The sequence below is a fragment of the Pseudomonas lalucatii genome (assembly GCF_018398425.1).
Taxonomy (GTDB): Bacteria; Pseudomonadota; Gammaproteobacteria; order Pseudomonadales; family Pseudomonadaceae; genus Aquipseudomonas; species Aquipseudomonas lalucatii.
Genome location: NZ_JADPMV010000002.1, coordinates 500,347 through 526,921 on the forward strand (window position 1 = coordinate 500,347; position 26,575 = coordinate 526,921).

Sequence of the window (26,575 nt, forward strand, 5' to 3'; positions counted from 1 at the left end):
TCCTGGCGCGGTCAGGCTTCGACCGCGCTCCACTGCTTGCTAAGGCGCTTGTCCGATACCGCCATTTTGGTGCCCAGCTGCTGGGCGAACAGCGACACCCGATACTCCTCGAGCATCCAGCGGTACTGGATAAGCTGCGGATCGCGCTTGCCCTCCTGGCGGTGCTTGCCCAGGCGCGCCTGGTACTGCTCCCAGTAGCCGGCCAGCTCGCCGCTCCACACCCGGTCGCGCTGCACCTGGGCGCCGATCTTGTCCAGGCGCTGCTCGATGGCCTTGAGGTAGCGCGGCAGTTCCTTGAGCCACTCGCCCGGCGTCTCGCGCACGAAGCCCGGGTAGACCAGGTTGGCGAGCTGCTGCTTGATGTCGTTGAGCGCCATGGCCTGGGCCAGGTCGATCTTGCCCTTGAAGCGTTTCTGCAGGCCGTGCCACAGCTTGAGGATTTCCAGGCACAGGCGGGCCAGGCGTTCGACGTGGGCCGTCCAGTCGCCGCGCTTGCGCTCGGCCAGGGCCGCCAGGGCGGCGCCGTCGCGGGGCAGGCTCGCTTCACCCTCGAGGATGCAGCTGTCCAGGCTGGCCAGGAGGATGTCCTCGACCAGCGCCTCGATGCGGCCGATCTCGCGGTGCAGCAGGCCCAGCTCGGTCAGCCCCGGCAGCTTGCCGCGCAGGTACTTGGCCGGCTCGGCCAGTTGCTGCAACAGCAGGCGCTGCAGGGCGCGGCGGTGCTGGAACTCGGCCTCGGCCTGGGTCGGGAAGCGCCCTTCCTTGACCTCTCCGCCCTCCTCCACCAGCGCCGGGTAGACGGTCATCGACAGCCCGGCGACCTTCTGCTGGGCCTTCTCGGCCACTTCGGCGAAGGCCTTGGCCTGCACCGGCTGCTGGGCTTTCTCGGTCTTCGGCAGGGCCAGCGCGGCCTGGCTGGCCTCGCTGAAGCGGGCACACAGCTCGGCCAGGTCGCGCCCCTCGCCGAGCGGCTTGCCATGGCTGTCGACCACCTCGATGTTCATGCGCAGGTGGCCCTCGATCTGCGCGGCGGCATCGGTCCAGGCCTCCTCGGCCACGCGCACCCCGGTCATGCGCAGCAGCTCGCGGCCCAGGGCGGCGGGCAGGCTGCCCTCGGCGAAAGCGATCTTGGCCAGGGCCGCGCCGACGAAGTCCGGCACCGGCACGAAGTTCTTGCGCACCGCCTTGGGCAGGTTGCGCACCAGGGCCACGCACTTGGCCTCCAGCAGGCCCGGCACCAGCCACTCCAGGCGCTCGCCGGGCAGCTGCGGCAGCAGCGGCGCCGGCACCCGCAGGGTGACGCCGTCGCGCGGATGATTGGGTTCGAAGTGATAGGACAACGGCAGTTGCAGCTCGCCCAGGTGCAGGCTGTCGGGGTATTGCGCGGCGGTGACCTCGCGGGCGTCGCGGGCCAGCACGTCTTCCTCGCGCATGATCAGCAGCTGCGCATTGCCGGCGCTCTCGCGCTTGTACCAGCTGTCGAAACTGGCGGTCTGGTAGATGTCGGCCGGCAGGCGCGCCTCGTAGAAGGCGAACAGGGTTTCCTCGTCGGCCAGGATGTCACGCCGCCGGGCCTTGGCCTCCAGCTCGTCGAGCTTTTCCAGCAGCTGGCGGTTGGCCGACAGGCAGCGGGCGCGGGAGTGGATCTCGCCGCCGACCAGGCCCTCGCGGATGAACAGCTCGCGCGACACCACCGGGTCGATCGGGCCGTAGTGCACCGGGCGACGGCCGACCACGATCATGCCGTAGAGGCTGATCTGCTCGTAGGCCACCACCTGTCCGCGCTTCTTCTCCCAGTGCGGCTCCAGGTGATTCTTCTTGATCAGGTGGCCGGCCAGGGGCTCGATCCAGTCCGGCTCGATCTTCGCCACCATGCGCGCAAACAGCTTGCTGGTCTCCACCAGCTCGGCGGTCATCAGCCAGCTGGGTTTCTTTCTACCCAGGCCGGAGGAGGGATGAATCCAGAAGCGCCGCTGACGCGCGCCGAGGTAGTCGCCGTCTTCGGTTTTCTGGCCGATCTGGCTGAGCAGGCCGCTGAGGATGGCCTTGTGTACCTTGGCGTAGTCGATGCTGCGCTGCTGGGCCTCGTCCTTGACGGCCTTGGCGGACTCGCGGGCAGCGTCCGGGCCCTTGCCGGGCTCCGGCTTGGCCGGCTTGCCCTCCGGCGCCTTGGCCTTGAGCTGCAGCTCGCGGCTGATCAGGGTCAGCTGGCGGTGCGCGTCGCGCCACTCGCGCAGGCGCAGGTAGTTGAGGAAGTTCTTCCGGCACCAGCTGCGCAGGGCGTTGGAACCCAGGGCCTGGCGCTGCTCCTCGAAGCCGCGCCACAGGTTGATCAGGGCGGCAAAGTCCGAATCGACGTCCTTCCACTGGGCGTGGGCCTGGTCGGCGGCCTGCTGGCGGTCGGACGGGCGCTCGCGCACATCCTGCACCGACAGGGCGCTGGCGATGATCAGCACTTCCTCCAGGCTGCCCTGCTTGGCGCCCTCGAGCACCATGCGGCCCATGCGCGGGTCCACCGGCAGGCGCGCCAGCTGGCGGCCCAGGGGGGTCAGCTGGCCGTCGCGGCTGACCGCCGAGAGCTCCTGCAGCAGGGTGTAGCCATCGCTGATGGCCTTGCCGTCCGGCGGCTCGATGAAGGGAAAGGCGTCGACCTCGCCCAGGCGCAGGTGGAGCATCTGCAGGATCACCGCGGCCAGGTTGGTACGCAGGATCTCCGGGTCGGTGAATTCGGGGCGAGCGAGGAAGTCCTCCTCGCTGTACAGGCGGATGCAGATGCCCGGCTCGACCCGCCCGCAGCGGCCCTTGCGCTGGTTGGCGCTGGCCTGGGACACGGCCTCGATGGGCAGGCGCTGGACCTTGGCGCGGTAGCTGTAGCGGCTGATGCGCGCGGTGCCGCTGTCGATCACGTAGCGGATGCCCGGCACGGTCAGCGAGGTCTCGGCGACGTTGGTGGCCAGGACGATCTTGCGCCCGGCCATGGGCTGGAAGATCTTCTGTTGCTCGGCCGGGGTCAGCCGCGCATACAGCGGCAGCACCTCGGTGTGCCTGAGGTTGGCCTTGCGCAGCACCTCGGCGCAGTCGCGGATCTCCCGCTCGCCGGGCAGGAACACCAGCACGTCGCCGGGGCGCTTGCCCTCGCTGCGCTCGAAGGCGGCCAGCTCGTCGAGGCCGGCGAGTATCGCCTGGTCCACCGAGAGGTCCTCCTCGACCCGGTTGCCCTCCTCGTCCTGCTCGGCGGTCAGCGGCCGGTACCAGGTCTCCACCGGGTAGGTGCGCCCCGACACCTCCACCACCGGCGCGCCGCCGAAGTGCTGGGAGAAGCGTTCCAGGTCGATGGTCGCCGAGGTGATGATCAGCTTGAGGTCGGGCCGGCGCGCCAGCAGGGTCTTCAGGTAGCCGAGCAGGAAATCGATGTTCAGGCTGCGCTCGTGGGCCTCGTCGACGATCAGGGTGTCGTACTTGTCGAGGAAGCGGTCGTGCTGGGTCTCGGCCAGCAGGATGCCGTCGGTCATCAGCTTGATCAGGCTGCGCTCGTTGCTCTGGTCCTCGAAGCGCACCTGGTAGCCCACCAGTTCGCCCAGCGGCGTGCCGATCTCCTCGGCCACCCGGGTGGCCACGCTGCGCGCGGCCAGGCGGCGCGGCTGGGTGTGGCCGATCAGGCCGTGGGTGCCGCGGCCCAGCTCCAGGCAGATCTTCGGCAGCTGGGTGGTCTTGCCCGAGCCGGTCTCGCCGGCGATCACCACCACCTGATGCTTGCTGATAGCGGCCTTGATCTCGTCGCGCTTGGCGGCGATCGGCAGGGCGTCGTCGTAGCGCATGGCCGGCACGCTGAGGCGACGCGCCTCGACCTTGGCGACGGAGGCCTGGAAGCGCTCCAGCCACTGCGCCAGCTTGGCCTGATCCTGGGTCGCCGGCTTGCGCAGCTCATGCAGCTGGCGACGCAGGCGGTGACGGTCGGCGATCAGCGCCTGATCGAGGTTCTTCAGCAGGAGGTCGAAGGCGGGAGTCTGGTCGGTCATCGGGGCCGTGATGCAGTCGGGCTGAAGGGGACGCCAACGGCGCCCGCTCCCAGCGGGAAAATTAGCCGGCGATTGTCGCAGATTTCCCGGCCCCATGCGCCCAAGCCGACACGACCCCGGCCTCGACCCGATACCGTCAGAAGCCCGTGGCGCGGAACACCTCCTCGCCGCCGAGCAGGGTCCAGAGCACCCGGGTCTTGCCGAGCTGCGCGAGCGGCAGCTGGAAGATGTCGCGGTCCAGCACCACCAGATCGGCCTGCTTGCCCACTTCCAGCGAGCCGGTGTGCTGCTCCTGACGCAGGCTGTAGGCGGCGTCCAGGGTGTAGGCGCGCACCGCCGCCTCCAGGCTGGGCAGGCTGCGCTCGCCCAGGCTCAGGGCGTTGTGCATGATGCCCAGGGGCGACAAGGGGTTTACGTCCCAGTCGGAACTCAGGGTGACCCGCGCGCCGCTGTCATGCAGCTGGCCCAGCGGCAGCAGTCGATAGGCGCGCTGACCGATCAGCGGCTCGTTGTCCTTGAGGAAAGGCGGCGCGAAGTAACGGCTTGGCTGGAAGTCGGCGGTAACATCCAGCTGCTTGAAGCGCGGCAGGTCGGCCTGGTCCACCAGCTCGACGTGGGTCAGGCGGTGCCGCCCCTGGCCGCCGCCGGCCTCGATGGCGTCCAGGGCATCGCCCACCGCCTGGTCGCCGATGGCATGGATATGCATGTCGAAGCCAGCCTCGGACAGCTCGCCGACATAGCGTCGCAACCGCTCGGGACCAAAGTAGTACAGCCCTTTGGGCTCGACCCCCGGCAGGCTTTCTTGATAGGGCTGCTGCAGCCGCGCGGTGGTGTTGTGGATGATGCCGTCGACGTAGAACTTGACCTGGTTGACCCGCAGCAGGCTGTGCGCATCGCCGGGTCGATACAGGGACTTGAGTTCGGCCAGCTGCTGCTCGTCGTCCAGCGACGGATAGGCCCACAAGCCCAGGGCGGTGCGCGCCTTAAGTTCGTCGCGCTGGGCGGCCTTCTGCCAGGCCTCGAGATGGCCCCGGCGCCAGAACACCCTGGCATCGGCCACCGAGGTGATGCCGTTGCTGGCCAGTTGGTCCTGGCCCGTCAGCACCGCCTGATAATAGACCTCTGCGAGCGCCCTGGACGGCGGCAGGGCCTGGTCCAGCGCCAGGTCGCCGGCATTGTCCAGCACCAGGCCGGTGGGCCGACCGCCCTCGTCGCGCATGATCACACCGCCGACCGGGTCGGGGCTGTCGGCATCGATGCCGGCCAGTTCCAGGCCCTTGGAGTTGAGCCAGTAGGCGTGCGAGGTCTCCTCCATCAGGGTCACCGGGCGGTCCGCCACCACGGCGTCGAGCAGGTCGCGCGGGGCTTCGTCCTCCTCCAGCAGGCTATGCAGGGCGAAGCCCCAACCCACCAGCCAGTCGCCCTCGTCCTCGGCGTTGCACTCCTCCAGCTGCTCCAGCCACCGCTCCACCCCATCCCCGGGGCTGAGGGTGCAATCGCCCTGGGCCTGCGAGGAGGCATCCAGCACATGGGCGTGGGTATCCTGGAAACCCGGCAGCACCAGGCGCCCCTGCAGGTCGACCCGCTCGGTCTGCGCGTCGACATAGGCCTGCAGCGCCTGGCCATCGCCCACGGCGAGAATGCGCCCGTCCTCGGCGATGGCCAGGGCGCTGGCCCATGGCTGCTGCTCGTTCACCGTGTAGACCTTGCCGTTGTGCAACAGCCTGGCGGCCGGCTCGGCGGCCTGCAGGGCGGAACTGGCCAGCATCAGCAGGCCGGTCAGACTCGGAACAACTCGCATAAAAAGCCTCATCCTTCGATATCGGTGCCACCGCCGCACTGGCGCGAACTACTGCGCGGTGGCGGTCTTGAAGTTGGTCCAGGTGCGCATGCGCGCACGCATGTCGCGTTGCGGGATGTCCTTGCCGGGGAACAGCCGGGCGTAACTGGCCTCGCTCGGGTAGATGTCCGGGTTGTCGCGCATCTGCGGGTCGACGGCGGCACGCGCCTTGGCGTTGGAGGTGGGGTAGCCGGTGAAGTTGGAGATGGCCGCCATGTGCTCCGGGCGCATGACGAAGTTGATGAAGGCGTAGGCGCACTCCGGATGCTTGGCGTCCACGGGGATCGCCATGGTGTCCATCCACACCGCGGAGCCCTCGCTGGGGATGCGGTACTGGAAGTCCACCTGCTTGCCGGCGGCGTCTGCCGTGCGTTGGGCCTGGGTCATGTCGCCGCTGTAGCCGAGCGACAGGCACAGGTCGCCGTTGACCAGATCGGTGACCGGCTGCGACTGCAGCTTGGTCACATAGGGGCGCAGCTGCATCAGCAGGGCTTGCGCCGCCTCCAGGTCCTCAGGCTTGGCGCTGCGCGGGTCGCGCCCCAGGTAGTGCAGCGCCACCGCCAGCACTTCGTCGGGGGAGTCGATCAGGGAGATCCCGCAGTCGGCGAACCTGGCCGCCAGCTCCGGCTTGAACAACATGTCCAGACTGTTCACCGGCGCGCCCGGCGCGCGCTGGCGGATCATCTCGGCGTTGTAGGTCAGGCCGATGGTGCCCCAGGTGTAAGGCACCGTGGCATCGCGGGACTTGGGGTACTGCGCGTGCAGCGCCCGCAGGCCCGGCTCGATGTCCTCCAGTTCGGTCAGCTTGGCCTTGTCCAGCGGTTGCAGGGCGCCGGCGCGCATCAGCCGTTCGGCCACGGTGTCGCCGGGGAAGATCAGGTCGTAGCCGCTGCCGCCGGACATCATCCTGGCCTCCAGCGTTTCGCTGCTGTCCATCAGGTCGTAGACCACGCGGATGCCGGTCTCGGCGGTGAACTTGGTCAGGGTGTCCTCGGCGAAGTAGTCCGCCCAGTTGTACAGGTGCAGCACCTTCTCCTCGGCCAGCAGCGGCTGGCTCAGCAGCCCCAGGCCCAGGGCCAACGCGGCCAGCGGTTTGCTGTGCTTATTCATCGTGAACTCCTCGCGCCGTCCAGCGCACATGGGTTTGACGACCGTCCAGGCCCAGCAGGGGGCCGTACATCTCCGGGCGACGATCGCGGTAGATGCCCCAGGTCAGGCGCTCTTCGCGCATGGCCGGCAGATCCAGGGTCTGCACCAGCATGCCGGTCGAATCGCGGTCGGCCTCGACCAGCGTCTTGCCCTTGTGATCGGTGATGAACGAGGAGCCGTAGAAACTCATCGCCAGCTCGGGGTCGTTGCTCGCCACCTCGCGGCCGACGCGGTTGGCGGCGACCACCGGCAGGATGTTGGCGGCGGCATGGCCCCGCATGCACATCTGCCAGTGATCGCGCGAATCCAGCGCCGCGGCCCCCGGCTCGGAGCCGATGGCGGTGGGGAACAGCAGCACCTCGGCGCCCTGCAGGGCCAGGCAACGGGCGGTCTCGGGGAACCACTGGTCCCAGCAGATGCCCACCCCGAGGCAACCGAAGGCGGTGTCCCAGACCCGGAAACCGGTGTCGCCGGGGCTGAAATACTCCTTCTCCTGATAGCCGATGGCGTTGGGAATATGGGTCTTGCGGTAGACACCGAGCAAGCGACCGTCGGCGTCGGCCACGCTCAGGGAATTGAAATAGGCATTGCCGGCCTTCTCGAACCAGGACAGCGGCAAGACCACGCCCAGCTCCCGGGCCAGGACGGCGAAGCGTTTGAGCACCCGGCTGTTGCCGTACTCCTCGGCCAGCGCCAGGTGCTTGTGGTCCTGCTCGATGCAGAAATAGGGCGTGGCGAACAGCTCCTGCAGCAGGATCACCTGGGCGCCCCGGGCGGCCGCCTGGCGCACCAGCCGCTCGGCCTGGTCGAGGTTGCGTCCGAGCTCCCAGCTGCAGGCGAACTGGGTGGTGGCGATGCACAGTTTGCTCATGCCCCTCACCCCTTCAGCGGCCAGGCCGGCTGTTGCTGGGTGATGCAGTGCACCCCGCCGCCGCCATGGGCCAGGTGGTCGATCCGCACCGGCACCACTTCACGCCCCGGGAAGGCCATGGCCAGGGTCTCGGCGGCCACCCGATCGGCGGCGATGCCGTAGGCCGGCATGATCACGGCGCCGTTGGCGATGTAGAAGTTGGTGTAGGAGGCGCAGAACACCTCGGCCGTGCTGTCCAGCGCATCGCTGGCATCAAACAGCTCGAGCAGCTCGAACCGGCGCCCACGGGCATCGGTGGCCAGCTCCAGGGCGCGGCGATTCTCGCGCACCACCTCGGCATAGGTCGAGGACTGCTCATGGGTGGCGTCCACCAGCAGCGCGCCGGGTCGGGCGAAGGCGCAGACGCCGTCGACGTGGCCGTCGGTCATGTCGCCGGTGACATGGTCGGGATCGCCTGGCAGCCAGATGGTCTTCTGCACGCCCAATAGGCGGGCGAAGATGGCCTCCATCTCGGCCTTGCTCAGGCCAGGATTGCGATTGGGATTGAGCAGCACCGACTCGGTGGTGATCAGGGTGCCGTCGCCATCCACATGGATGGCGCCGCCCTCGTTGGCCAGCGGCGTACCGAAACACTCCAGGCCCAGGCCGTTGAGCACACGTCGGGCCAGGCTCTCGTCCAGGTCATGGGCCGACTTGCCGCCCCAGGCATTGAAACGCCAGCTGACCCCGGCCAGGCCCAGCTGCGGATGGCAGACGAAGCTCGGCCCGCTGTCGCGGCACCAGCTGTCGTTGACCGCCAGCTCGACCAGTTCGACACCCGACCCGCACAGCGTCCGGGCGGACGCCAGGGCGCTGGGATCGACCACCAGCCTGACCGGCTCGAAGCGGGCGATGGCGTTGGCCACCCGGGCGAAGTCGGCCTGCACCTGGGCCAGGGTCACCCCCCAGGTGTTCTCCCAGAGCGCCTGGTTATGCGGCCAGACCATCCAGGTAGCGGCGTGCCAAACCCATTCGGCCGGCATGTACCAGGCGTTCTGCTGCGTGTCGTTCTGTTGCATGACGAGTGCCTTTCAGTTAAGTAGTTGTTATCACTGAAAACCGCCAAAGCGGCCATGACACCCATGCTAGGCCTCTAAAAATCACAGAACAAACGATGGATTTTGCCCACAAATGATTAGAAGGACTTATCAAACATGCTCAAGCACTGGCCGCCGCTGAACGCCCTGCGCGGCTTCGAAGCCGCCGCCCGCCTGGGCAGCTTCCACAAGGCCGCCGAAGAACTGCACCTCACCCAATCGGCCATCAGCCAGCAGATCCGCAGCCTGGAAGGCTATCTGGAACAACCGCTGTTCCATCGCAGCGGCCGCAGCGTCAGCCTGACCGACGCCGGCTACGACCTGCTCAGCACCACCCAGTCGCTGCTGCAACAACTGGCCGTGGGCATTCGCCGGCTGGAGCAGTACCGCAAGCCCAACCAGCTGGTGGTCAACACCACGCCGGCCTTCGCCCGCCATTGGCTGCTGCCGCGCCTGGGCGATTTCCAGCGTCGCCACCCCGAGATCGATCTGTGGCTGTTCACCACCGACGAGGCACCGGACATGGCCAGCCAGACCATCGACATCGCCGTGCGCGACGACATCGCCGCCCAGGCCGAGTGCAGCTTCCGGGTGCTGCTGCGCGATCGCCTCTACCCGGCCTGCCACCCCAGGCTGCTGGAGATGCCCGCCGCCGCGCGCAGCACCCTGCACGGCGAGCGGGAGATGGACTGGAGTCACTGGGAAGTGGAAGCCGGGGTCGACGTCGGCCAGCAGGGCCACGGTTTGAACTTCTCCGACCCCGGCCTGCTGCTGGACGCCGCCTGCCAGGGCCTGGGCATCGCCCTGGTCAGCCAGCTGCTGGCCGAGCAGGCCCAAGCCTGCGGCCTGTTGCAGCCCCTGGCCGAGCAGCGCGTGCGCGGCCCCAGCTGGGCCTGGCTGATCCACCGCGACAGCGAGCGCAGCCCGCTGACCCGCGGTTTCTGCGCCTGGCTGCGCGGCGCCCTGGAGGAAAACACCGGCGCATAAAAAACGCCACCCGAGGGTGGCGTTCTGCAGCCGGCGACGTGGCGAGTCAGCTGGCCTTCTTCAGCTTCTGCAGCTCCTCGTCGCGCAGCTCGCGACGCAGGATCTTGCCGACGTTGGTGGTCGGCAGCACGTCGCGGAACTCCACGGCCTTGGGCACCTTGTAGCCGGTGACGTTGGCGCGCATATGCTCCATGACCTGCTCCTTGGTCAGGGTCACCCCGGGCTTGGCCACCACGAACAGCTTGATCGCCTCGCCGGACTTCTCGTCCGGCACGCCGATGGCCGCGCACTGCAGCACGCCCGGCAGGGTCGCCAGCACGTCCTCCAGCTCGTTCGGGTAGACGTTGAAGCCGGACACCAGAATCATGTCCTTCTTGCGGTCGACGATGCGCATGTAGCCGTCTTCCTGGATCAACGCGATGTCGCCGGTCTTCAGCCAGCCCTCGGCGTCGAGGATCTCGTCGGTGGCCTCCTGACGCTGCCAGTAGCCCTTCATCACCTGCGGGCCCTTGACGCACAGCTCGCCCACCGAGCCCAGCGGCAGTTCGTTGCCGGCCTCGTCGATCACCTTGCACAGGGTCGAGGGCACCGGAATGCCGATGGTGCCCATCTGGATGTTGGCAATCGGGTTGACCGAGGCCACCGGGCTGGTTTCGGTCATGCCGAAGCCTTCGCACACCGGGCTGCCGGTCACCTGGGTCCAGCGCTCGGCGGTGGCCAGCTGCAGGGCCATGCCGCCGGACAGGGTGATCTTCAGCGAGGAGAAGTCCAGCTTCTGGAACTCCTCGTTGTTGCACAGGGCGACGAACAGGGTGTTGAGGCCGACGAAGCCGCTGAAGCGGTACTTGGCCAGGTCCTTGACCATGGCCGGCAGGTCCCGCGGGTTGGTGATCAGCACGTTGTGGTTGCCGATCAGCATCATCGCCATGCAATGGAAGGTAAAGGCGTAGATGTGATAGAGCGGCAGCGGCGCGACGATGATCTCGCGGCCCTCCTCCAGGTTCGCGGCCATCATCGCCCGGGCCTGCAGCATGTTGGCCACCAGGTTGCGGTGGGTCAGCATCGCGCCCTTGGCCACCCCGGTGGTGCCGCCGGTGTACTGCAGCACGGCGAGCTCGCCGCTGGCCGGATTGGCCTCCGCGACCGGCCGGCCGCGGCCCTGGGCCAGGGCCTCGGTGAGCCTGACGGCGTGCGGCAGCTTGTAGGCCGGCACCATCTTCTTCACGTACTTGACCACGCTGTTGACCAGCAGGCGCTTGAGCGGCGCCAGCATGTCGCCGACCTCGGTGACGATCACCGTCTTCACCCCGGTCTTGGGCACCACCTGCTCGGCCAGGTGGGCCATGTTGGCCAGGCACACCAGGGCCTTGGCGCCGGAGTCGTTGAACTGGTGCTCCATCTCCCGGGCGGTGTACAGCGGGTTGGTGTTGACCACCACCAGGCCGGCGCGCATGGCGCCGAACACCACCACCGGATACTGCAGCAGGTTGGGCAGCTGCACGGCGATGCGGTCGCCGGGCTTGAGGTCGGTGTGCTGCTGCAGGTAGGCGGCGAAGGCACCCGACAGCTGGTACAGCTCGCCGTAGGTCAGGGTCTTGCCGAGGTTGCTGAAGGCGGGCTTGTCGGCGAAGCGTTGGCAGGACTGTTTCAGTACCGCCTGAATGTTCGGGTACTGATCCGGATCGATCTCGGCAGCTATCCCAACGGGATACTTGTCCTTCCAGAAGTTATCGGTCATGGAAGCCCACTCCTAAGCAACAGCTGATCTTCACCGCGCGAAGACGGTGGTTTGTTGTGTGTGTTTGCCTGCTTGAGTGCCGTACATGCGGCCAAAAGCGGCCCGAGAGTAGCAGCTTTGCCGGAGGCCGCCTAGCACCCGACACCGGCATAGTGGTCACTGATGATACCAGAGCTTGATAAACGGTCATTTTCTGGCCCGACTGCCGGATTGTCCGACAGGGCGCAACAGGGACAGGCGCCCAGGCGCTGAGCGCCGGGCGGGCCATCGGTCTCGCAGGAGGGAGGGGGGCGGCCCGGCCGGCCTGGGTCAGGCGATATCGCGCAGCTCGCGACGGAGGATCTTGCCGACCGGGGTCATCGGCAGGGCGTCCTTGAAGACGATCTGCCTGGGCACCTTGTAGCCGGTGAAGTTTTCCTTGCAGTAGGCCCTGAGTTCCTCGACGCTGAGGTCGCTGCCGCGCGGCACGACGAACAGCTTGACCACCTCGCCGGACTTCTCGTCGGGCACGCCGATGGCCGCGCAGCTGGCCACCTTGGGATGGGCCATGACCACGTCCTCGATCTCGTTGGGGTACACGTTGAAGCCCGAGACGATGATCATGTCCTTCTTGCGGTCGACGATGCGCACATGGCCATCCGGGTCGATCACCGCGATGTCGCCGGTCTTGAACCAGCCGTCTGCATCCAGCACCTCGGCGGTGGCGTCCGGGCGCTGCCAGTAGCCCTTCATCACCTGCGGGCCCTGGATGCACAGCTCGCCGCGCTCGCCCAGGGCCTGCTCGTTGCCTTCGTCGTCGATCACCTTGAACGCGGTGCCCGGCACCGGCACGCCCACCGAGCCCAGGCGCGCCAGCTTGCCGTAGGCATTGGTGCTGGCCACCGGCGAGGTCTCGGTGAGGCCGTAGCCCTCCACCACCGGACAACCGGTGATGGCCTGCCAGCGCTCGGCGGTGGCCTTGACCAGGGCGGTGCCACCGGAGTTGGTCACCTTGAGATGGGAGAAGTCGAGGTTCTTGAACCCGGGATGATCCATCAGCGCGACGAACAGGGTATTGAGGCCGAGCAGCGCGGAGAACTGCCACTTGCCCAGTTCCTTGACGAAGCCGGGAATGTCGCGCGGATTGGTGATCAGCACGTTGTGATTGCCGTTGACCATCATGCACATGCAGTTCGCGGTGAAGGCATAGATGTGGTACAGCGGCAGCGGCGCGATCATGATCTCCTGGGCCGGCTTCATCAGCGGCGCGCCGTCTTCGCCGAGCTGCGACAGGCAGGCATCGATCTGCAGCATGTTGGCCACCAGGTTGCCGTGGGTCAGCATCGCCCCCTTGGCCACCCCGGTGGTGCCGCCGGTGTACTGCAGCACGGCGATGTCCTCGTGGCCGACCTTGACCGGCTTGAGGTCATGGCCATGGCCCTGCTTGAGCGCCTGCTTGAACGGCACCGCCTGCGGCAGGCGGTAGTCCGGCACCAGCTTCTTGACCTTCTTCACCAGGGTATTGACCAGCCAGCCCTTGGGCCCCGGCAGCAGGTCGCCCATCTTCGCCTCGATCAGGTAGTCGATCTGGGTATCGCCCAGCACCTCCTGCACCAGCTTGCCGAACATGTTCAGGTAGACCAGCGCGCGCACGCCGGCGTCCTGGAACTGGTGGCGCATCTCGCGGGCGGTGTACAGCGGGTTGGTATTGACCACGATCAGCCCGGCGCGCATGGCGCCGAACACGGCGATGGGGTACTGCAGGACGTTGGGCATCTGCACGGCGATGCGCTCGCCCGGCTTGAGGTCGGTGTGCTTCTGCAGGTAACCGGCGAAGGCGGCCGACAGCCGGTCCAGCTCGGCGTAGCTCAGGGTCACGCCCAGATTGCTGAAGGCCGGGCGGTCGGCGAACTTCTTGCACGAGCGCTCGAACACCTCGACCACCGACTTGTAGGCGTTCAGGTCGACCTCGGTGGGTACGCCGGCCGGGCGCTTGTCGTTCCAGAAATCAGGCTGCATTGTTGTTATTCCTCTTCCCCGAGATGGATTCCCTGCCGAGCGGACCATGGCTGGAGGCCGGCCAAGGCATGCAAGGCGCTCAGGCGACGTTAGCAGCTATGGTCCGGGGCGCAAACACTTGCACCGGCGTCATTGACCGCGTGAATCTTCCTTCTGCGGATCGACTGGGAAAGCCTGTCCCCTGCCTCTACAATGCCCGACTCCCGCAGGCTCAAGGACTCGCCATGCACCACGAAGCGTTTTGGCTGAACAGCAGCGATGCGACGCCCCTGTACGTGAACCGCTGGTTCTGCGCACAACCGGCCAAGGCGGTGGTCATGCTGGCCCACGGCATGGCCGAGCACAGCGGCCGCTACGCCCGCCTGGGCGCGGCGCTGGCCGCCGCCGGCTACGAGCTGTTCGCCCACGACCAGCGCGGCCACGGCCAGACCGCCCGCCACGGGCGGCTCGGCCACTATGCCGACGACAACGGCTGGAGCCTGGCGGTCGGCGACCTGGCCTGCCTCAACCACCACATCCGCCAGCGCCACCCGCACGCGCCGATCTTCCTGCTCGGCCACAGCATGGGCAGCTACATCGGCCAGGCCTACCTGATGCGCCACAGCAGCAGCCTGCACGGGGCGATCCTCTCCGGCTCCAACTACCAGCCGGTCTGGCTCTACCGCCTGGCCCGCGCGGTCGCCCGCTTCGAGCGCTGGCGCCAGGGCCCGCACGGCCACAGCAAGCTGATCGACCTGCTGTCCTTCGGCTCGTTCAACCAGGCCTTCAAGCCCAACCGTACCGCCTTCGACTGGCTCAGCCGCGATCCGCAGGAAGTCGACCGCTACATCGACGACCCGCTGTGCGGCTTCCGCTGCACCAACCAGCTGTGGCTCGACCTGCTCGGCGGCCTGCAGCAGATCACCCCGCCGCAGCAGCTGACCCAGATCGACAGCCAGTTGCCGCTGCTGGTGATCGGCGGCGCCCAGGACCCGGTCAGCGCCGGCAAGCGCCTGCAGCACCTGGCCGACGCCCTGCGCCAGGCCGGCCTCGAGCAGGTGCAACTGAAAATCTACCCGGACGCCCGCCACGAGCTGCTCAACGAGCGCAACCGCGACGAGGTGACCGCCTATCTGATCGGCTGGCTGGACGGGGCCCTGGCCCGCAGCCGACCACGCACCCGCCCCGCCAAGGAGACCCCATGAGCCAGACCAGCAACACCCCCTACGAAGCCCTGGAAGTCGGCCAGACCGCCAGCTACAGCAAGACCGTCGAGGAGCGCGACATCCAGCTGTTCGCGGCGCTGTCCGGCGACCGCAACCCGGTGCACCTGGATGCCGAATACGCCGCCGCCACCATGTTCAAGGAGCGCATCGCCCACGGCATGTTCAGCGGCGCCCTGATCAGCGCCGCGGTGGCCTGCGAGCTGCCCGGCCCCGGCACCATCTACCTGGGCCAGCAGATGCGCTTCACCGCCCCGGTGAAGCTCGGCGACCGCCTCACCGTGCGCCTGGAAATCCTCGAGAAGCTGCCGAAGTTCCGCGTGCGCATCGCCACCCGGGTGTTCAACCAGTGCGACGAGCTGGTGGTCGACGGCGAGGCCGAGATCCTCGCCCCGCGCAAGCAGCAGACCGTGCAACTGACCGAACTGCCGCCGATCAGCATCGGCTGACACCGCGGCCCGGGCGCTCGCCGAGCGCGCCGGGCTCACCCGCCGGGGCGTCACACTGGCGGTTTACCTTTCCCGAGCCGTCCCCCTCCCTGGAGAATCCCATGTCCCTGTCCATGTACCACGCCTCCATTCCGGTCTTCGTCCGCCAGCTGAACAACCTGTCGACCATCCTCGGCCTCGCCGCCAGCGACGCCGAGGCGCGCAAGATCGAGCCGAGCGTGCTGCTCAACGCCCGCCTGGCCCCCGACATGTTCCCCCTGGTGCGCCAGGTGCAGATCGCCTGCGACAGCGCCAAGGCCGGCGTCGCCCTGCTGGCCGGCGTCGAAGCCCCCAGCCATGCCGACGACGAAACCAGCTTCGCCGAGCTGCAGGCGCGCATCGGCAAGACCCTGGAGTTCCTCCAGGCGGTCAGCTCCGCCCAACTGGACGGCAGCGAGGCGCGCACCGTGACCCTCAAGCGCCGCGACAAGGAGACCCAGTTCCTGGGCCAGGCCTTCCTCCTCGACCACGTGCTGCCGAACTTCTATTTCCACTACACCACCGCCTACGCCATCCTGCGCCACAACGGCGTCGCCATCGGCAAGCGCGACTTCCTCGGCACCCGCTGAGCCCCGAGCGGGCGACCGGCCCCGGCCGGTCGTCGCGCCACCGCCGCCCTCCCTCGCCCCGGCCGAGACACCTCGCGACCACCGCTCGGCGGAAAACTCCCAGTCGCTCGTTTAATTAATTAATCTGATAATTAATTAAACGCCCGGAGCCCCCATGGCCCGCCCCCGCACCCCCGGCCGCCCCAGCGGCGACTCGACCCTGCAGCGCGAACGCCTGCTCGACGCCGCGGTCCAGGCCTTCGCCCACGCCGGCATCGAGGCCGCCAGCCTGCGCGCCATCGCCGCGCAGGCCGGGGTCACCCCGGCGCTGATCAACTACTACTTCGGCAACAAGCAGCGCCTGGTCGAGGCCATGGTCGAGGAGCGCTTCCTGCCGCTGCTGCGCGGCGTCGCCGAGGACCTGGAGCAGGCCGGCGACGCCCCCCGCGCCCAGGTCGAGTGCTTCGTCCGCGGCCTGAGCGCGGTGGTGGTCCAGCACCCCTGGATTCCGCCGCTGTGGGTCCGCGAGATCCTCTGCGAGGGTGGCACGCTGCGCGCCCAGCTGCTCGGCCGCATCGCCCCGCTGATCCCCCTGCCGCTGGCCCGGCGCTTCGCCGCCGCCCAGCCCGCGGCGCCCTCAACCCGGACCTGGACCCGCGCCTGCTGGTGGTCTCGCTGATCGGCCTGACCATGCTGCCCTACGCCGCCGCACCGCTGTGGCGCGGCATCTTCGCCAACCCGCAGATCGGCGACGAGACGCTGGTCACCCACACCCTGGCCCTGCTCGAACGGGGCATGGAGGCCTGAGATGCGCAAAGCCTTCGTCTGCCTGTCGCTGCTGATCGGCCTCGCCGGCTGCGAGCCCCCACGGGACGCGGCCCTGCTCGGCACCCTGGAATGGGACCGCATCGGCCTGCCCGCCGAGGCCTCGGAACCCATCCTGCGCTGGCACGTCGCCGAGGGCGACCGGGTCGAGGCCGGCCAGCTGCTGCTCGAACTCGACCCGCGGCGCCAGGATGCGCGCATCGCCCAGGCGCGAGCCGAAGTGGCGCTGGCCGAGGCGCGGCTGCGCGAGCTGAGCAACGGCGCGCGCCTGGAAACCCTCGAGGCGGCCCAGGCGACCCTGGCGCGCGAGCGCGCCGCGCAGCTCGAGGCCGAACGCGGCTTCCAGCGTATCGCCACCCTGCACCGGCGCGGCCTGGTCGCCCTCGCCGAACTGGACGGCGCCCGCGCCGACCGCGACCAGGCCCGCGCCGCCAGCCGCAACGCCGAGGCCCGGCTGCGCGAGCTGAGCAACGGCACCCGCCCCGAACAGCTGGAGCAGGCGGCCGCCGCCCTGCAGGCCGCCCGCGCCCGCCTCGCCCTGCTGCAGGTCGACCGCGAACGCCTGAGCCTGCGCGCGCCCCGCGGGCCGGCCGGGTCGACGCCCTGCCCTTCAAACCCGGCGACCAGCCGCCGCGCGGCGCCGAGCTGGTCAGCCTGCTGGTGGGCGAGCAGCCCTACGCGCGGGTCTACGTGCCCGCCAGCCGGCGCGCCGGCATCGCCCTGGGCGATGCCATGCAGGTCAGGGTCGAAGGCGTCGAGCCGGCCTTCGCCGCCACCGTCAGCAGCCTGCGCAGCGAGGCCAGTTTCACCCCCTACTTCGCCCTCAGCGGCGACGACGCCAGCCGCCTGATGTACCGCGGCGAACTGCGCCTGCAGGGCGACGCCGCCCGGCGCCTGCCGGCGGGCCTGCCCCTGCAAGCCGAGCGCCGCCATGACTAGCGCCGAACCGGTGATCCGCTGCCGCGGCCTGAGCAAGCGTTTCGGCAACCTGCTGGCGGTCGACGGGCTCGACCTCGAGGTACGCCGCGCCGAGGTGTTCGGCTTCCTCGGCCCCAACGGCTCCGGCAAGTCCACCACCATCCGCATGCTCTGCGGCCTGCTGCTGCCCAGCGCCGGGGAGATCGAGGTGCTCGGCTGCCGCATCCCCCGCGATGCCGAGGCCCTGAAACGGCGCATCGGCTACATGACCCAGAGGTTCTCCCTCTACGAGGACCTCAGCGTGCTGGAGAACCTGCAGTTCCTCGCCGCGGTGCATGGCCTGGGCAAGGCCGCCGCCCGGACGCGCATCGAGGAACTGCTCGAGCGCTACTGGCTGGCCGACCGCCGCCGGCAGCTGGCCGGCACCCTCAGCGGCGGGCAGAAGCAGCGCCTGGCCCTGGCCGGCGCGGTACTGCACAAGCCCGACCTGCTGTTGCTGGACGAGCCGACCAGCGCGGTCGACCCGCAGTCGCGCCGCGAATTCTGGGACTCGCTGTTCGAGCTGGCCGAGGCCGGCACCACCTTGCTGGTGTCCACCCACTACATGGACGAGGCCGAGCGCTGCACCCGCCTGGGCATCCTCGACGCCGGTCGCCTGGTGGCCGACGCCAGCCCGCGCCAGCTGCTCGACGCCCTGCCCGGCCACCCGCTGCTGATCCAGTGCGCCCAGCCGCGCCAGGCCCAACGCGCCCTGCAGGACTGCCCGCAGGTGCTGGCCATGGCGCAGATCGGCGCCGCCCTGCGGGTGCTGGTGGCCAGCGCCGATGGCCGCGCGGCCATCGCCCAACGTCTGCACGCCGAAGCCATCGAGGCGCGCCTGCAGGACGCCCCCGGCAACCTCGAGGACGTCTTCGTCACCGTCACCCGCCAACCCCTGCAGGCCCGGCCATGAACCTGCGCCGCCTGGCCGCGATCGTCAGCAAGGAGTTGCGCCAGCTGCGCCGCGACCGCCTGACCTTCGCCATGATCGTCGGCATCCCGCTGCTGCAACTGGTGCTGTTCGGCTATGCCATCAACATGGACGTGCGCGGCATCGGCGCCGCCGTGCTGGACCAGGCCGACAGCGCCCGCTCGCGCGAGGTGATCGCCGAGATCGGCGCCAGCCAGGTGCTCGACCTGCGTCATCGGCTGAGCAGCCCGCAACAGCTGGACGAGCTGTTGCGCCAGGGCCGGATCAGCGCCGCCCTGGTGCTGCCGGCGGACTTCGAGGCGCGCCTGCAGCGCCAGGACCGGCCGCCGCTGCAGCTGGTGGTGGACGGCTCGGACCAGAGCGTGCAAGCCTCGGCCCGGCAACTGGCGCTGTACGCGCCGCCGGGCTGGGACAGCCGCCCGGCGCTGGAGCTGGTCAACCTGTACAACCCCGAGCGGCGCGCCGCACTGAACACGGTGCCGGGGCTGATCGGCGTGATCCTGACCATGACCCTGGTGATGTTCACCGCCATCGCCCTGGTGCGCGAGCGCGAGCGCGGCAACCTGGAGATGCTCATCGCCACGCCGCTGTCGCCCTGGGAGCTGACCCTGGGCAAGGTGCTGCCCTTCGTCGGCATCGGCCTGATCCAGGTGACGGTGATCCTGCTGGTCGGCCGCCTGCTGTTCGCCGTGCCGGTGCGTGGCGCGCTGCTCGAGCTGTACGGCGCGGCGCTGCTGTTCATCGTCGCCAGCCTGGCCCTGGGGGTGTTCCTCTCGACCCTGGCGCGGACCCAGTTCCAGGCCATGCAGATGGCCTTCTTCACCTTCCTGCCGCAGATCCTGCTGTCGGGTTTCATGTTCCCCTTCGCCGGCATGCCCAAGGCGGCGCAGTGGTTCGCCGAGCTGCTGCCGCTGACCCACTTCCTGCGCCTGGCGCGCGGCATCATGCTGCGCAGCGCCGGGCTCCTGGAACTGTGGACGGAGATGCTGGCGCTGCTGCTGTTCACCCTGCTGATGCTGAGCGTGGCGGTGCTGCGGGTGAACAAGCGCCTGGACTAGCGCCAGGCCCAGGCAGCGACTTTCTCAGGCACAAAAAAAGGGCGACCCATGGTCGCCCGAATTGCCTTGCGTGCCTGTAACGCCGCAAACGCTAGCCTTGCTTGCGCTTGTGCGAATCCTTCCAGATGAAGTAACCGACGCCCGCGAAGAACGCCAGCATCAGACCGACGGTGCCGACTCCGGCGAGAACTACCACATCGATGAACATGCTGGCCTCCTGCGTTGACCTTGGCGGGTATGGCGCCAAGGTAACAGGGGCGGCGGCGCGGTCCTTGACCCAGGTCAACGGATGCGAGGGGGGAGAAAGCAGGGGGACACACAAGATTGACCCGGGTCAAGGGAGCGGGCGTCCAGCACGATGGTTCAGCGCTTCTTAGACTTGCCCCGGGACTTCTTCTTGCCCTGGGTCAAGGGCAACACCTGCTCGAACTTCTCGCGCATCTCGTTGAGCCGCTTGTCGTTGAGGTCGTGGATGCGCTTGTCGCGCTCGGCGCCGAAATCGATCAGTTTTTCGTCATTGCTCATGGAGTCGACCGGATTAAGCGAAAGGTCAGGTTCAGGCGCGGCGCACAGGGGCGGCGCGTCTTCGCCACTTGATGCTGCCAATAATGCTGCGTCGGGCCGGCCATGACCAGCAGCGATCCGTGGGTCAGCAGCAGCGAGTGCTCGATCCGCGCCTGGCCCTTGCGGCGCAGGTCAAAGCGCCGGCTGCCGCCCAGGTTGAGCGAGGCGATCAGCGGATCGGCGCCCAGCTCGGCCTCGTCGTCGCTGTGCCAACCCATGGAGTCGTTGCCGTCGCGGTAATAGTTGAGCAGCACGCCGTTGAGCGGCTGCCCCACGGCGGCCTGCAGGCGCTGGCGGATCTGCGCCAGCAGCGGCGTCCAGGGCAGCGGCTGGTGGGTCAGGCCGGAGTAGCGGTAGCAGGCCCCGGCATCGCCGTACCAGGCGACCAGCCGCGGCACCGTCAGCTCCCGGCCATACAGACGCAGCCGGGGTTGCTGCCAGGGCGTTTCGGCCAGCAGCTGGCGCAGCCAGCGCTCGGCCGTGGCCGGCTCGAGCCAGTCGGGGCGCAAGTCCAGGCAGGCATCGGGCAACTGCAGGGGGGAGTCGGGGAAGAGGTTCACGGGCGGCTCATCGACGCGGATACGGGCGCTGCCGGGCATTGTGCGCGGCTCAGACCTGCACATCCACCCACAGGCCCTGGCGCGGCGGCTCCTCGTCCAGCTCGTCGGCGGCCTCGTCCACCTCGCCCTTGGCCAGCTGTTCGGGGGTATAGCCGCGACGCTGGCGCCGGCGCTGCTCCTCGCGCAGCAGTTCCTCGGTCTCCTGCGGGTGGCGCTTGTCCAGGCTCAGGGCGCTCTCCTTGGCACTCTCCTGCGCCGGGGTCACCGGGGGCACCTCGGGCCTGGGCTTGATCGCGTCCTGCTGCACGGTGACCGGCGCCAGGCTGTGGGGGATGGGGGGTAGCACGTTATTACGCCCTCCTTTGGTCAGGCTATCGGCCACCGCAACGCCGGCTTGAGGACAGCCTAACTACACTTTCGACTCGGGTGGCGGCGTTAAGTGCCGGGGCACGCCATTGCGCCTTTGGCCTGGGCCCGACGTTCCGTTACCATAGCCGGCTTTTTCACGCGGGAGACAGGCATGGCGCAATACGAACCGGGGCAACGCTGGATCAGTGACAGCGAAGCGGAGCTGGGCTTGGGAACCATCCTCATGCAGGAAGGCCGCATGCTCACCGTGCTCTACCCGGCCACCGGCGAGACCCGCCAGTATGCTGCGCGCAATGCCCCGCTGACCCGCGTGCGCTTCGCCCCGGGTGACGAGATCACCCATTTCGAGGGCTGGAAGCTGACCGTGCAGGAGGTCGAGGACATCGACGGCCTGCTGGTCTACCACGGCCTCAACGGCCAGCACGAAAGCATCAGCCTGCCGGAAACCCAGCTGTCGAACTTCATCCAGTTCCGCCTGGCCAGCGACCGCCTGTTCGCCGGGCAGATCGACCCGCTGCCCTGGTTCGCCCTGCGCTACCGCACCCTGGAGTTCACCAGCCGCCAGCTGCAGTCGCCGCTCTGGGGCCTGGGCGGCGTGCGCGCGCAACCCATCGCCCACCAGCTGCACATCGCCCGCGAAGTCGCCGACCGCATCGCCCCGCGGGTGCTGCTGGCCGACGAGGTGGGCCTGGGCAAGACCATCGAGGCCGGCCTGGTGATCCATCGCCAGCTGCTCAACGGCCGCGCCAGTCGGGTGCTGATCCTGGTACCGGAGAACCTGCAGCACCAGTGGCTGGTCGAGATGCGCCGGCGCTTCAACCTCGAGGTCGCCCTGTTCGACGCCGAGCGCTTCATCGAGAGCGACGCCAGCAACCCCTTCGAGGACGCCCAGCTGGCCCTGGTGGCCCTGGAATGGCTGCGCGAGGACGAGAAGGCCCAGGACGCGCTGCTCAAAGCCGGCTGGGACCTGCTGGTGGTCGACGAGGCCCACCACCTGGTCTGGCATCCGGAGCAGGCCAGCCCGGAATACCGCCTGGTCGAGCAGCTGGCCGGCGTGATTCCCGGCGTGCTGCTGCTCACCGCCACCCCGGAGCAGCTCGGCCAAGACAGCCACTTCGCCCGCCTGCGCCTGCTCGACCCGCACCGTTTCCATGACCTCGAGGCCTTCCGCGCCGAGAGCGCCCACTACCGCCCGGTGGCCGAGGCGGTGCAGGAGCTGCTGGACAAGGGCCAGCTGTCGACCCGCGCACACCGCACCATCCACGACTTCCTCGGCCTGGAAGGCGAAGGCCTGCTGGCCGCGGTCAACGACGGCGACCAGGACGCCGCCGCGCGCCTGGTGCGCGAGCTGCTCGACCGCCACGGCACCGGCCGCCTGCTGTTCCGCAACACCCGCGCCGCGGTGCAGGGCTTCCCCGAGCGCGAGCTGCACCCCTACCCGCTGGCGAGCCCGGACGAGTACCTGGAGCTGCCGATCGGCGAGCACCCGGACCTCTACCCGGAAGTCAGCTACCAGGCCCAGAGCGAGATCGACGACGAACAGCGCTGGTGGCGCTTCGACCCACGGGTCGAGTGGCTGATCGACACCCTGAAAATGCTCAAGAAGTTCAAGGTGCTGGTGATCTGCGCCCATGCCGAGACCGCCATGGACCTGGAAGACGCCCTGCGCGTGCGCAAGGGCATCCCCGCCACAGTGTTCCACGAAGGCATGAGCATCCTCGAGCGCGACCGCGCCGCCGCCTACTTCGCCGACGAGGAGTTCGGCGCCCAGGTGCTGGTCTGCTCGGAAATCGGCAGCGAGGGCCGCAACTTCCAGTTCGCCCACCACCTGGTGCTGTTCGACCTGCCGGCCCACCCCGATCTGCTCGAGCAGCGCATCGGCCGTCTCGACCGCATCGGCCAGAAGCACCGCATCCAGCTGCACGTACCCTACCTGGAGAACAGCCCGCAGGAGCGCCTGTTCCAGTGGTACCACCAGGCGCTGAATGCCTTCCTCGCCACCTGCCCGACCGGCAACGCCCTGCAGCACCAGTTCGGCGCCCGCCTGCTGCCGCTGCTCGAAGGCGGCGACGACGACCAGTGGCAACAGCTGGTGGACGAGGCCCGCGCCGAGCGCGAGCGCCTGGAAGGCGAGCTGCACGCCGGCCGCGACCGCCTGCTGGAGCTCAATTCCGGCGGCGCCGGCGAGGGCGAGGCCCTGGTCGAGGCAATCCTCGAGCAGGACGACCAGTTCGCCCTGCCGATCTACATGGAGGCGCTGTTCGACGCCTTCGGCATCGACAGCGAGGACCACTCGGAGAACGCCCTGATCCTGCGCCCCAGCGAGAAGATGCTGGACGCCAGCTTCCCCCTCGGCAGTGACGAAGGCGTGACCATCACCTACGACCGCGACCAGGCCCTGGCCCGCGAGGACATGCAGTTCCTCACCTGGGAACACCCCATGGTGCAGGGCGGCATGGACCTGGTGCGTTCCGGTTCGATGGGCAACACCGGGGTGGCGCTGATCAAGAACAAGGCGCTCAAGCCCGGCACCGTGCTGCTGGAGCTGCTGTACGTCAGCGAGGTGGTGGCGCCGCGCGTCCTGCAGCTGGGCCGCTACCTGCCGCCGGCGGCGCTGCGCTGCCTGCTCGACGCCAACGGCAACGACCTGGCCAGCAAGGTCGCCTTCGAGACCCTCAACGACCAGCTGGAAAGCGTGCCGCGGGCCAGCGCCAACAAGTTCGTCCAGGCCCAGCGCGATGCCCTGAGCCCGCTGATCAACAACGGCGAGGAGAAGATCACGCCGCGCCACGCCGAGCGGGTCGCCGAAGCCAAGCGCCGCCTGACCGCCGAAGTCGACGAGGAGCTGGCCCGCCTGAGCGCCCTGCAGGCGGTCAACCCGAGCGTGCGCGACAGCGAGCTGCAGGCCCTGCGCCAGCAGCGCGAGCAGGGCCTGGCCATGCTCGACAAGGCCGCCCTGCGCCTGGAGGCGATCCGCGTGCTGGTGGCCGGCTGAGGCCGGCGCCGGCGCAACGAAGGCCCGCAATCACGGGCCTTTTTTGTGGCCCAGGCTGGCGCGGACAGCGTTCGAAACAAATGGCAATAATGGTCATTACCAAATACTCGCCGCCGCACCGCCATTGCCGCTTGTCGGACAGCCTCCCTCACTATACTGACCGCAGAGCGCGACCACTTCGCCGATTGGAGCAGGGAGCACGCCGGCTATGGATTGGCTACATCTTCGCTTTACCTCCGAGCTGCCGCCGGGTGGCCAGCTGATCCTCCAGGCCGCCCACTCCCCCTGGCTGGTTCTGCTGGCCTGTGCAGTCGCCTGCGCCGCAGCCTATGCCGCGCTGGAGATGGTCGAACGGGCCCGGCGCTGCCAGCGCCCGGGCACCCGCAACCTCTGGTGCTGGATGGGCGCCCTGAGTCTGGCGGGCGGCATCTGGTCGGCGCATTTCATCACCATGCTGGCCTATCAGACCCAGGTCGCCGTTCGCTACGACCTGCCGGCCACCCTGGCCTCGCTGCTGTATGCCTTCTTTCCCGCCCTGCTGGCGCTGCACCTGCTCGCGGGCAAGCCACTGGACGGCCGGCGCTGCGCGCTGGCGGCGCTGTGCTTCGGTCTCGGCGTCACGGCCATGCACTACGGCGGCCTGAGCGCGATGCACTCCGGCGCCGCCAGTTACCTGCAGCCCTGGTTGCTGGCGCTGTCCATCGTCCTGTCCGTCGCCTGCTGTTTCGCCGCCTTTCTGCTCGAGCAGCGCGCGCTCCAGGGCGGCACCGAGCGCCATTGGCCACGCAAGGGCGCCGCGGCCCTGCTGCTGGGCCTGGCCATTGTCGCGATGCATCTCGTCGGGACGGCGGCACTGACCCTGGCGCTGCCCATGGGCAGCGCCCTGCAGATGCAGGGGGCCGCCAACGCCGCGCAACTGGCGCTGATCGTCGGATGCGTCACCCTGCTCAGCATCGGCGCCGGCCTCTGGGCGGCCTGGGGCGACAGGCCCCAGGAGCACAAGGCCCGCGAGCAACTGCAGGTCAGCAGCCTGATCGACCAGCTCGACCTGGCCCGCGCCTCGCTGCAGCAGGTCGCCCAGTTCGATTCGCTGACCGAGCTGTTCAATCGCCAGGGCCTGGACGAGGCCCTGTCCGAGATGATGCAGGCGCACCGGCAGCGGGGCACGCCGTTGGCGGTGATGTTCCTCGACATCGATCACTTCAAGCGCATCAACGACAGCCTCGGCCACGCCGCCGGCGACGAGCTGCTCCGGGTGCTCGCCGAACGGGTCCACGGCGTGTTGCGCGACAACGACGTGCTGGCCCGCTTCGGTGGCGACGAATTCTGCGTGGTCGCCAGCCTGAACGACAACGAGGAGGCCCGGCACCTGGCGCAACGCCTGCTGCAACGCATCAAGGAGCCCGTGGTCCTGGCCGGACGCAGCATAGTGATGACCTCCAGCATCGGCATCAGCCTGTTCCCCAAGGACGGGGAGAGCTGCGAGGAACTGCTCAAGCATGCCGACCTGGCGCTGTACCAGTCCAAGGGCAGCGGGCGCAACAATGCCCAGTTCTTCAGCACGCCACTCAAGACCAAGGCCAGCTTCGAACTGCAACTGGAGGAGGAGCTGCGCGGCGCGCTGCAACGGGACCAGGGCCTGCTGCTCTACTACCAGCCGATTCTCGATCTGGGCAACGGCCAGGTGAGCAAGCTCGAGGCCCTGGTGCGCTGGCAGCACCCGCAGCACGGCCTGCTCACCCCGGAACGCTTCATCGGTATCGCCGAGGCCAACGGTTTCATCGCCGAGCTCGACGCCTGGGTGCTGCGCCGCGCCTGCCGCGACCTGCGCCTGCTGGACGAGACCGGCTATCCGCAGCTGCGGGTGGCGGTGAACTGCTCGGCGCTCAACCTGGGTCGCACGGAGCTGCTGCAGGAGGTGGGCGAAGCCCTCGCCGACGGCGGGGTGGAGGCCCAACGCCTGGAACTGGAGGTGACCGAGAACGCCCTGATGGGCAACATCAACCGGGCCGCCGGCCTGCTGCAACAGATTCGCGAACTGGGCGTCAGCCTGTCCATCGACGATTTCGGCACCGGCTACTCGTCCCTGGCCTACCTCAAGCGCCTGCCCCTCGACACCCTGAAGATCGACCGCTCCTTCATCCAGGACGTGCCCACCTCACGCCAGGACATGGAGATCATCCAGGCGGTCATCGGCATGGCCCACACCCTGCACCTCAAGGTGGTCGCCGAGGGCGTCGAGACCGCTCAGCAGCTGGCCTTCCTCCACGAGCACGGCTGCGACTACCTGCAAGGCTACCTGCTCAGCCAGCCCCTGCCGCTGGCGCAGCTGCTGGAATTCCTCCGCCAGCACACGGGCGGTGCCGAAGCCCTGCCCCTGCTGTCGAACTGTCGCTGAAC

General features: G+C 68.7%; 22 protein-coding genes. 11 read left to right on the forward strand and 11 right to left on the reverse strand.

Features of this window, described 5'->3' with window-relative positions; translation table 11 throughout:
* Window positions 1-11: 11 nt before the first annotated feature.
* The 5 genes from hrpA to I0D00_RS15770 all read right to left on the reverse strand — a co-directional run bounded on the left by hrpA (window position 12) and on the right by I0D00_RS15770 (window position 8,937).
* Window positions 12-4,019, reverse strand: a complete 4,008-nt coding sequence (gene hrpA, locus I0D00_RS15750; protein ID WP_213640777.1) for an ATP-dependent RNA helicase HrpA — start codon at window positions 4,017-4,019, stop codon at window positions 12-14.
* A gap of 136 nt (window positions 4,020-4,155) precedes the next feature.
* A complete protein-coding gene (locus I0D00_RS15755; RefSeq protein WP_213640778.1) occupies window positions 4,156-5,820 on the reverse strand; it encodes an amidohydrolase in 1,665 nt (554 codons plus the stop codon).
* Window positions 5,821-5,868: 48 nt separating this feature from the next.
* A complete protein-coding gene (locus I0D00_RS15760) occupies window positions 5,869-6,969 on the reverse strand; it encodes an extracellular solute-binding protein (protein ID WP_213640779.1) in 1,101 nt (366 codons plus the stop codon).
* Window positions 6,962-7,879, reverse strand: coding sequence for an N-carbamoylputrescine amidase (gene aguB, locus I0D00_RS15765; protein WP_213640780.1), 918 nt, complete (start codon window positions 7,877-7,879; stop codon window positions 6,962-6,964). Before aguB ends, I0D00_RS15760 begins: the two co-directional genes overlap by 8 nt.
* Window positions 7,880-7,884: 5 nt before the next feature.
* On the reverse strand, window positions 7,885-8,937 hold the full coding sequence (locus tag I0D00_RS15770; RefSeq protein WP_213640781.1) for an agmatine deiminase family protein: 1,053 nt from the start codon (window positions 8,935-8,937) through the stop codon (window positions 7,885-7,887).
* A gap of 135 nt (window positions 8,938-9,072) precedes the next feature.
* Between I0D00_RS15770 and I0D00_RS15775 the strand changes: the two genes are divergently transcribed.
* The gene (locus tag I0D00_RS15775; protein WP_213640782.1) at window positions 9,073-9,942 is read left to right on the forward strand and encodes a LysR family transcriptional regulator; all 870 of its coding nucleotides are present in this window, start codon (window positions 9,073-9,075) and stop codon (window positions 9,940-9,942) included.
* 46 nt (window positions 9,943-9,988) lie between these two features.
* On the opposite strand, the gene fadD1 is transcribed toward I0D00_RS15775, so the two are convergent.
* On the reverse strand, window positions 9,989-11,680 hold the full coding sequence (gene fadD1, locus I0D00_RS15780) for a long-chain fatty acid--CoA ligase (protein WP_213640783.1): 1,692 nt from the start codon (window positions 11,678-11,680) through the stop codon (window positions 9,989-9,991).
* 309 nt (window positions 11,681-11,989) lie between these two features.
* Window positions 11,990-13,678 carry a long-chain-fatty-acid--CoA ligase gene (gene fadD2 / locus I0D00_RS15785; protein WP_213640784.1) on the reverse strand — a complete coding sequence of 563 codons (1,689 nt, stop codon included), beginning with the start codon at window positions 13,676-13,678 and terminating at the stop codon, window positions 11,990-11,992.
* 224 nt (window positions 13,679-13,902) lie between these two features.
* On the opposite strand from fadD2, the gene I0D00_RS15790 reads away from it, so the two are divergent.
* From I0D00_RS15790 to I0D00_RS15820, 8 genes are all read left to right on the forward strand, one after another.
* Window positions 13,903-14,862: an alpha/beta hydrolase gene (locus I0D00_RS15790; protein ID WP_213640785.1), complete on the forward strand. Its 960-nt coding sequence runs from the start codon at window positions 13,903-13,905 to the stop codon at window positions 14,860-14,862.
* On the forward strand, window positions 14,859-15,329 hold the full coding sequence (locus I0D00_RS15795; protein WP_213640786.1) for a MaoC family dehydratase: 471 nt from the start codon (window positions 14,859-14,861) through the stop codon (window positions 15,327-15,329). The genes I0D00_RS15790 and I0D00_RS15795 overlap by 4 nt, the downstream gene beginning before the upstream one ends.
* Before the next feature lie 101 nt (window positions 15,330-15,430).
* On the forward strand, window positions 15,431-15,937 hold the full coding sequence (locus I0D00_RS15800; protein WP_213640787.1) for a DUF1993 domain-containing protein: 507 nt from the start codon (window positions 15,431-15,433) through the stop codon (window positions 15,935-15,937).
* Window positions 15,938-16,091: 154 nt separating this feature from the next.
* A complete protein-coding gene (locus I0D00_RS15805; protein ID WP_246533295.1) occupies window positions 16,092-16,595 on the forward strand; it encodes a TetR/AcrR family transcriptional regulator in 504 nt (167 codons plus the stop codon).
* On the forward strand, window positions 16,583-16,723 hold the full coding sequence (locus tag I0D00_RS21585; protein WP_246533296.1) for a hypothetical protein: 141 nt from the start codon (window positions 16,583-16,585) through the stop codon (window positions 16,721-16,723). Before I0D00_RS15805 ends, I0D00_RS21585 begins: the two co-directional genes overlap by 13 nt.
* 1 nt (window position 16,724) lies before the next feature.
* The gene (locus I0D00_RS21925) at window positions 16,725-17,591 is read left to right on the forward strand and encodes an HlyD family secretion protein (RefSeq protein ID WP_476748432.1); all 867 of its coding nucleotides are present in this window, start codon (window positions 16,725-16,727) and stop codon (window positions 17,589-17,591) included.
* An 81-nt stretch (window positions 17,592-17,672) separates the two neighbouring features.
* Window positions 17,673-18,611 carry an ABC transporter ATP-binding protein gene (locus tag I0D00_RS15815; protein WP_213640788.1) on the forward strand — a complete coding sequence of 313 codons (939 nt, stop codon included), beginning with the start codon at window positions 17,673-17,675 and terminating at the stop codon, window positions 18,609-18,611.
* The gene (locus I0D00_RS15820; protein ID WP_213640789.1) at window positions 18,608-19,687 is read left to right on the forward strand and encodes an ABC transporter permease; all 1,080 of its coding nucleotides are present in this window, start codon (window positions 18,608-18,610) and stop codon (window positions 19,685-19,687) included. Before I0D00_RS15815 ends, I0D00_RS15820 begins: the two co-directional genes overlap by 4 nt.
* Before the next feature lie 91 nt (window positions 19,688-19,778).
* Here I0D00_RS15820 and ccoM read toward each other — a convergent pair whose 3' ends face one another.
* The 4 genes from ccoM to I0D00_RS15835 form a co-directional block, all read right to left on the reverse strand.
* The gene (gene ccoM / locus I0D00_RS21725; RefSeq protein WP_318642805.1) at window positions 19,779-19,895 is read right to left on the reverse strand and encodes a cytochrome c oxidase subunit CcoM; all 117 of its coding nucleotides are present in this window, start codon (window positions 19,893-19,895) and stop codon (window positions 19,779-19,781) included.
* Window positions 19,896-20,050: 155 nt separating this feature from the next.
* Complete coding sequence (locus I0D00_RS15825) at window positions 20,051-20,212, reverse strand: hypothetical protein (RefSeq protein WP_213640790.1); 162 nt, start codon at window positions 20,210-20,212, stop codon at window positions 20,051-20,053.
* Window positions 20,209-20,811 (reverse strand): alpha-ketoglutarate-dependent dioxygenase AlkB family protein, encoded by a 603-nt coding sequence (locus tag I0D00_RS15830; protein ID WP_213640791.1) that lies wholly within the window; start codon window positions 20,809-20,811, stop codon window positions 20,209-20,211. The genes I0D00_RS15825 and I0D00_RS15830 overlap by 4 nt, the downstream gene beginning before the upstream one ends.
* 49 nt (window positions 20,812-20,860) lie before the next feature.
* Window positions 20,861-21,157, reverse strand: coding sequence for an aspartate-semialdehyde dehydrogenase (locus tag I0D00_RS15835; RefSeq protein WP_213640792.1), 297 nt, complete (start codon window positions 21,155-21,157; stop codon window positions 20,861-20,863).
* A gap of 174 nt (window positions 21,158-21,331) precedes the next feature.
* Between I0D00_RS15835 and rapA the strand changes: the two genes are divergently transcribed.
* Both rapA and I0D00_RS15845 read left to right on the forward strand, forming a co-directional pair.
* Window positions 21,332-24,175 (forward strand): RNA polymerase-associated protein RapA, encoded by a 2,844-nt coding sequence (rapA, locus tag I0D00_RS15840; RefSeq protein WP_213640793.1) that lies wholly within the window; start codon window positions 21,332-21,334, stop codon window positions 24,173-24,175.
* Between the two features lie 208 nt (window positions 24,176-24,383).
* The gene (locus tag I0D00_RS15845) at window positions 24,384-26,573 is read left to right on the forward strand and encodes a putative bifunctional diguanylate cyclase/phosphodiesterase (RefSeq protein ID WP_213640794.1); all 2,190 of its coding nucleotides are present in this window, start codon (window positions 24,384-24,386) and stop codon (window positions 26,571-26,573) included.
* Window positions 26,574-26,575 lie beyond the last annotated feature (2 nt).

Bases quoted from the DNA above. Each gene is read 5' to 3' on its own strand.
- I0D00_RS15760 (WP_213640779.1), bottom strand. From the start codon at position 6,969: ATGAATAAGCACAGCAAACCGCTGGCCGCGTTGGCCCTGGGCCTGGGG.
- I0D00_RS15755 (WP_213640778.1), bottom strand. From the start codon at position 5,820: ATGCGAGTTGTTCCGAGTCTGACCGGCCTGCTGATGCTGGCCAGTTCC.
- aguB (WP_213640780.1), bottom strand. From the start codon at position 7,879: ATGAGCAAACTGTGCATCGCCACCACCCAGTTCGCCTGCAGCTGGGAG.
- I0D00_RS15815 (WP_213640788.1), top strand. From the start codon at position 17,673: ATGACTAGCGCCGAACCGGTGATCCGCTGCCGCGGCCTGAGCAAGCGT.
- fadD1 (WP_213640783.1), bottom strand. From the start codon at position 11,680: ATGACCGATAACTTCTGGAAGGACAAGTATCCCGTTGGGATAGCTGCC.
- I0D00_RS15775 (WP_213640782.1), top strand. From the start codon at position 9,073: ATGCTCAAGCACTGGCCGCCGCTGAACGCCCTGCGCGGCTTCGAAGCC.
- I0D00_RS15845 (WP_213640794.1), top strand. From the start codon at position 24,384: ATGGATTGGCTACATCTTCGCTTTACCTCCGAGCTGCCGCCGGGTGGC.
- hrpA (WP_213640777.1), bottom strand. From the start codon at position 4,019: ATGACCGACCAGACTCCCGCCTTCGACCTCCTGCTGAAGAACCTCGAT.
- I0D00_RS15820 (WP_213640789.1), top strand. From the start codon at position 18,608: ATGAACCTGCGCCGCCTGGCCGCGATCGTCAGCAAGGAGTTGCGCCAG.
- I0D00_RS15825 (WP_213640790.1), bottom strand. From the start codon at position 20,212: ATGAGCAATGACGAAAAACTGATCGATTTCGGCGCCGAGCGCGACAAG.
- I0D00_RS15795 (WP_213640786.1), top strand. From the start codon at position 14,859: ATGAGCCAGACCAGCAACACCCCCTACGAAGCCCTGGAAGTCGGCCAG.
- I0D00_RS15805 (WP_246533295.1), top strand. From the start codon at position 16,092: ATGGCCCGCCCCCGCACCCCCGGCCGCCCCAGCGGCGACTCGACCCTG.
- I0D00_RS15770 (WP_213640781.1), bottom strand. From the start codon at position 8,937: ATGCAACAGAACGACACGCAGCAGAACGCCTGGTACATGCCGGCCGAA.
- ccoM (WP_318642805.1), bottom strand. From the start codon at position 19,895: ATGTTCATCGATGTGGTAGTTCTCGCCGGAGTCGGCACCGTCGGTCTG.
- I0D00_RS21925 (WP_476748432.1), top strand. From the start codon at position 16,725: ATGCGCAAAGCCTTCGTCTGCCTGTCGCTGCTGATCGGCCTCGCCGGC.
- fadD2 (WP_213640784.1), bottom strand. From the start codon at position 13,678: ATGCAGCCTGATTTCTGGAACGACAAGCGCCCGGCCGGCGTACCCACC.
- rapA (WP_213640793.1), top strand. From the start codon at position 21,332: ATGGCGCAATACGAACCGGGGCAACGCTGGATCAGTGACAGCGAAGCG.
- I0D00_RS15800 (WP_213640787.1), top strand. From the start codon at position 15,431: ATGTCCCTGTCCATGTACCACGCCTCCATTCCGGTCTTCGTCCGCCAG.
- I0D00_RS15790 (WP_213640785.1), top strand. From the start codon at position 13,903: ATGCACCACGAAGCGTTTTGGCTGAACAGCAGCGATGCGACGCCCCTG.